This is a genomic window from Micromonospora sp. NPDC051296 (genome assembly GCF_040682255.1).
GTDB lineage: Bacteria > Actinomycetota > Actinomycetes > Mycobacteriales > Micromonosporaceae > Micromonospora > Micromonospora craterilacus.
The window spans coordinates 1-4,818 of the sequence record NZ_JBFBAO010000454.1; the positions used below are offsets into that span (position 1 = coordinate 1).

General features: G+C 67.1%; 5 protein-coding genes. 3 read left to right on the forward strand and 2 right to left on the reverse strand.

Annotated features, from left to right (window positions below; genetic code table 11):
• A partial coding sequence (locus AB0M52_RS30615; RefSeq protein ID WP_363960924.1) for a penicillin acylase family protein occupies positions 1–841 on the forward strand: 841 nt, incomplete at its 5' end.
• 62 nt (positions 842–903) lie between these two features.
• Here AB0M52_RS30615 and AB0M52_RS30620 read toward each other — a convergent pair.
• Entirely contained in the window at positions 904–2,397 is a 1,494-nt protein-coding gene (locus AB0M52_RS30620; RefSeq protein ID WP_363960926.1) for a hypothetical protein, read from the reverse strand.
• Positions 2,398–2,416: 19 nt separating this feature from the next.
• On the reverse strand, positions 2,417–2,776 hold the full coding sequence (locus AB0M52_RS30625) for a hypothetical protein (RefSeq protein WP_363960928.1): 360 nt from the start codon (positions 2,774–2,776) through the stop codon (positions 2,417–2,419).
• A gap of 174 nt (positions 2,777–2,950) precedes the next feature.
• Here AB0M52_RS30625 and AB0M52_RS30630 point away from each other — a divergent pair, with 174 nt between their 5' ends.
• Both AB0M52_RS30630 and AB0M52_RS30635 read left to right on the forward strand, forming a co-directional pair.
• The gene (locus AB0M52_RS30630) at positions 2,951–3,895 is read left to right on the forward strand and encodes a hypothetical protein (protein ID WP_363960930.1); all 945 of its coding nucleotides are present in this window, start codon (positions 2,951–2,953) and stop codon (positions 3,893–3,895) included.
• A 186-nt stretch (positions 3,896–4,081) separates the two neighbouring features.
• The gene (locus AB0M52_RS30635; RefSeq protein WP_363960932.1) at positions 4,082–4,717 is read left to right on the forward strand and encodes a DUF305 domain-containing protein; all 636 of its coding nucleotides are present in this window, start codon (positions 4,082–4,084) and stop codon (positions 4,715–4,717) included.
• The last annotated feature ends 101 nt before the right edge of the window (positions 4,718–4,818 follow it).

Here is a 4,818-nt window from a genome sequence, read left to right on the forward strand (position 1 = left end):
GCAGGCAGTGAATCCGCAAAATGGCTGGGCGTTCAACACGAACAACTGGCCCTGGACCAGCGCGGGCGCGGACAGCCCCAACGCCGCTGACTATCCCCCCTACTTCAACACGGGCAGCGAGAACGAGCGCGGGCGGCATGTCATTCAGCTGATGGCCGGGCGGAACGACTTCACCCCGCAGACGCTGCGCGATGTTGCCTTCGACTCCTACCTCGGTGCCTTCGCCGGGCTCATACCGCAGCTCGTCGCAGCCTGGGACAGTCTCCCTGAGGGCAACCAGCAGAAGGCGAGGCTCGCCGGCCCGATCAGCCTGCTACGCGGCTGGGACTATCGCTGGGGCGCGGATTCGACTGCGACCTCGCTCGCCATATTCTGGGCCGCGGGGTCGCGCGCCACCGATGCGCAGCGACTCGCGTCGCTCGACGCTGCAGTGGACCGGCTGACAGAAGATTTTGGCAGCTGGCAAGTGCCTTGGGGCGAGATCAACCGCTTTCAGCGCAACGACGGCGAGATCGTCCAGACGTTCGACGATGCGAAGCCGAGCATCCCGGTGCCGTTCACCTCCGGGACATGGGGTTCCCTCGCCACGTACCCGGGGGCGCGCCGGCCGGGAACGAGGGGCTTCTACGCCACCAGCGGCAACACCTTTGTGGCGGTCGTGGAGTTTGGGCCGAGGCTGCGCGCATGGGCGGTAAGGGAGGGCGGCAACAGCGGGAATCCCGACTCGCCGCACTTCACCGACCAGGCCGAACGCTACGCGAGCGGCAACCTCCGGCCCGTCTATTTCTACCCCGATGACCTCAAGGGCCACATCGAGCGGCGCTACAAGCCAGGCAAGTGAGCAACATAAGAGCGGCACGTGGGGGAGCGGCAGCAGCAGCTGCCGCTCCCTTCGGCTCTCCGTCAGTCTGAGGTCGGCGGCACGCCGACAACGGACCCGTCGGCTGCGGTACGGGGTGCCGGTGCGGCGCCGATGACGATCGGGCGCGCGCCCAGGCACTGCGGGGCGAAGTGGGCCACGATGTAGTCCCAGGTCGCCTTCGCCTCGGCGAAGGTGAAGGACGGCTCGCCCTCAAGGTAGATGTTCAGCAGGCTTCGGGGGATCGACCAGCCGCGCCACCAACTGTTGGTCTTGGGCGAGTACATGATCTTGTCTACCCCGTCGGTGTGGCAGAGGCCGAAGCAGTGACCGAGTTCGTGGATCGGCACGTACTTCCAGATCGCGTCCGGGAGGTTGTCGACGAAGGTGGCGCCGGAGGCGTCATGTGCGTCCAGGCCGCACTGGCTCTCGTGCAGGTTGCTCGCCAGCCCACGCAGCGTGTTGGTGTAGCGGAACACCCCGGCGACGACCGGGTGGCAGAGGTCGGCGGTCGCGCCCGCCGGGTCCGTGGGCTTGTCCCGCCGGCCGAGTACGTCCCGGAGGAATCTGACCTGGGCCGGGCTGGAACCGGTGTGCACGATGTGGCCGGCCTCGGTGACCTCCCGCCGGTCCTGGTCGAAGTCCAGCATCAGCGCCAGCTCGCGGCCCTTCTCGCTGGCCGTCGACACCTTCGTGTCCAGTGCGCCGTCCCGCATCGGCAGCACGATGAACTTCGGCCCCTCCGCACCGCGTGACGTCAGGTAGGCGTCCAGTTCGTCGGCGGAGATCGGGTTGTCGAACTCGCCACCGCCACCGCCGCCCAGCACCGGCCCCTTCTTCAGCGTCTTGTAGCGCTTGCGGTTCCAGAAGCCCTCGTCGAACTCGAAGCCGCAGAGCGCGCGCAGGTTGATCGCGCCCTGCTCGTGCAGTACCACCAGGTTGGGCGCGGCCGGCTCGCGTGGTGACGGGGCTTCCGAGTCGAGCATCGTCCGGTACGCGGTCGCGTGCAGGCGCAGCCCGAACGCGCCGTGGTCGAGGCGGATCGCCTCCTTGATCTCGGCCAGCGTGTCGCCGTCGTACTTCGCCTCCAGCAGGCCGCGTACGTACCGGCGGAGCCGCTCCCGGTTGATCTCCTCGATGATGTATTCGATGGTGTCGCCGAGCAGCACGATGCGGCCCAGCCGGATGATCCCGAGGACCAGTCCGAGCCCGATCCGGAGCAGGCCGTCGAGGATCCGCCGCCAGTCGAGCGTGAAGATGCCGACGATCACGTCCCAGAGCCCGCCGACGATCTCGATGACCGCCTCGACGACGACGGCGACGATCTTGCAGACCGTGCGGACGACCCACTTGCCGACGGTGACGACCACCCAACGGACGACCTTCACCAGGATCGTGACGAACCAGCAGACCCAGCCGCGCGGGTCGTACCAGGGATAGTCCTTGCACCGCTTCTCCTGTCGTTCCTCCCACTCCTCGACGGGTTTGGAGATCTTCTCCTCGACCCATTCGGTGATTTCGGTGCAGACGAGTGCCATGAGATCCCCCTTCCGCGGGTCAGGACGCTGAACGCAGGTGGTGCAGCAGCGCGAGCAGGCGTCGGCGGCTCCACGCCAGGCCGAGGAGCTTGCCGGCGGCGGCCGCCAGCAGACAGCCGAGTACGGCGACGGCGATGCCCCGGCCGCCACTCGGCCAGGCCAGGAGGGAACCGGCTCCGGCGACGACGAGCGCGGCGAGCCCCCAGGCGCAGCCGCAGTCGTTGAACAGGTGGCGGAGGGTTACCGCGGTTCGCTCACGTTCCGTGGTGTCGAGTCCGGGCAGAGTGATGGTGACCCGGTCGAGATGGGGGCGTTCAAGCCACGAGACCAGCGCCTCCGCCCGATCGAGATCCGCATGGCCGGCGATCTCGATGTGCACGGTGTGTCACCTTTCAACGAACACATCCAATGTCGGACGCCGTTCGTCGGCGCGTCAAGTAGTCGGTTCGCGCGGGCGACTGTCGGCTTGGCGACACCATCCTGGACGCCGCCGCTCGCCGGGGCGCACGTTCTCTACACGACGCGATCCCTTCCCGAAATCCAGGAGGGTCGAATGTCAGGGGATTTCCGGGCGAAGACATACACCTACCTGCGAACGACGATGGTCGCTCTGCTGGTCGGCCTGGCCGTAGCGGTGTTCTATCAGACCTGGCGTCAGGGATTCTTCCTCTCGTCGGTGAGTGCCTACTACTACACCCCCGCGCAGGGGATCTTCGTCGGTGCCCTGATCGGTCTCGGCGCATGCATGATCGCTCTGCGGGGGACCACCGATGTCGAGGACGTCTTCCTCAACTTCGGCGGCATGTTCGCGGCCGTGGTCGCGATCGTTCCCACCTCACGTGGCGAGGACTACCGGGCGGCGGTTCGCGCCTGCGAGGAGGCGTCCGGCCCGCTGCTGACCGAGGCAGCGTCGACAAGTCTGGACTGCCCCACGATCCTGGGGTTGGCCGCCGCCACCAGAGCGAACGTCGAGAACAACATGATCGCCCTGCTGGCTGTGGGCGTTCTGGGCCTCCTCGCCACCTTGCTCTTCGCGTTGAGAGACAGATCGAGACACCGCGTCGACACGAGCGACGCCCGGAAGGTCTGGTGGGGATTCGGGGCGGCCTCGATCGTTCTCGCGGGCGGAGGGGTCGCATTCTGGGCGTACGCCGAGTGGTTCATCGACCACGCGCACTATTTCGCCGCTGTTGGCCTGTTGGCCTGCATCGTCATCGTGGCGATGGCCAATGCACTTCGGCGTCAGCGCAAGCAGCGCGGCGATGCTTCGGCGGAGCGAACCCTGCGTGACGCGCTGGTCGGTTCACCGGAGTACTACGCCAAGATTGCGTGGGCGATGGTGGGCGTCGCCACGGTCGGGGCCGCGCTGATGTTTGCCGATGTCATCAGCCTCTTCGTGCTGGAGATTGTCGTGGCCGCGCTGTTCGCCGTGTTCTGGATGGTCCAGACGGTCGAGCAGCTGGACGACGAGCCACCAGGATTCCCGGCAGAGACCTGAAAGTCCGCCTGGTCCGTTCGTCCGGCGTGAGCAGCCATCCGTTGACCCGTGGTCGAGCTACCAACAGCCGGCCGGTCCCTGGTCAGGGGGCCGGGCATGAGGCACGATGGCCTTCGTTTCTGCGCAGCTCAAGCTGAGATTGGTACGTGAGTCATGCCGCTGTCTCGTCGCGTGATCATTTCGGCCGTGGTCGTCACGGCCGCGGTCGGCTCGGGGGTGACCGTCGCCCTCTGGCCGGACAGCGAGCCGCCGTACCGTCCGCCGAGCTCGCACGTGGTCCAGCCGGGCGCGCCGGGCCAGGCGGGCAGAACATTGTCGGAGGAGGACCTGGCGCAGATCTCGCCGCCCAAGTTCACCGCGGCCGACACGCTGTTCATCCAGGGCATGATCCCGCACCACGAGCAGGCGTTGGCGATGACGGCACTCGTGTCGGGCCGTACCGACAACCCGGACATCGCTCTGCTCGCCAAGCGGATCGACGTGTCGCAGCATGACGAGATTGCATTGATGCAGCGTTGGCTCGAGGATCGCGGTGTGCCGACCACGGGGCCGAACGCGGGTCACGGCGGGCACAAGCAGATGCCGGGGATGCTCACCGGCGAGCAGCTCGACCAGCTCAAGCAGGCGCGCGACGTGGAGTTCGACCGGCTCTTCCTCACCTTCATGATTCGTCACCACGAGGGAGCGATCGTGATGGTGCACGACCTGTACGAGTCCGGTGGCGGGCTCGAGCCGGCCACCGACCAGCTCGCCCGGGAGTTCAACGCCGACCAGAGCATCGAGATTCAACGGATGCAGGAGATGCTGGCCAAGATGCGCTGACATCCCAGGTACCGGCGAGGGGCACCTCGGCTCGAAGGTTTCGGGTCGAGGTGCCCTTCGGCTTGTAAAGACCGGCCCCCTTCCGCAAGGCGGAAGGGGGG

Excerpts from the sequence above, each read along its gene's own strand:
- AB0M52_RS30630 (WP_363960930.1), top strand. The coding sequence starts at position 2,951 with ATGTCAGGGGATTTCCGGGCGAAGACATACACCTACCTGCGAACGACG.
- AB0M52_RS30620 (WP_363960926.1), bottom strand. The coding sequence starts at position 2,397 with ATGGCACTCGTCTGCACCGAAATCACCGAATGGGTCGAGGAGAAGATC.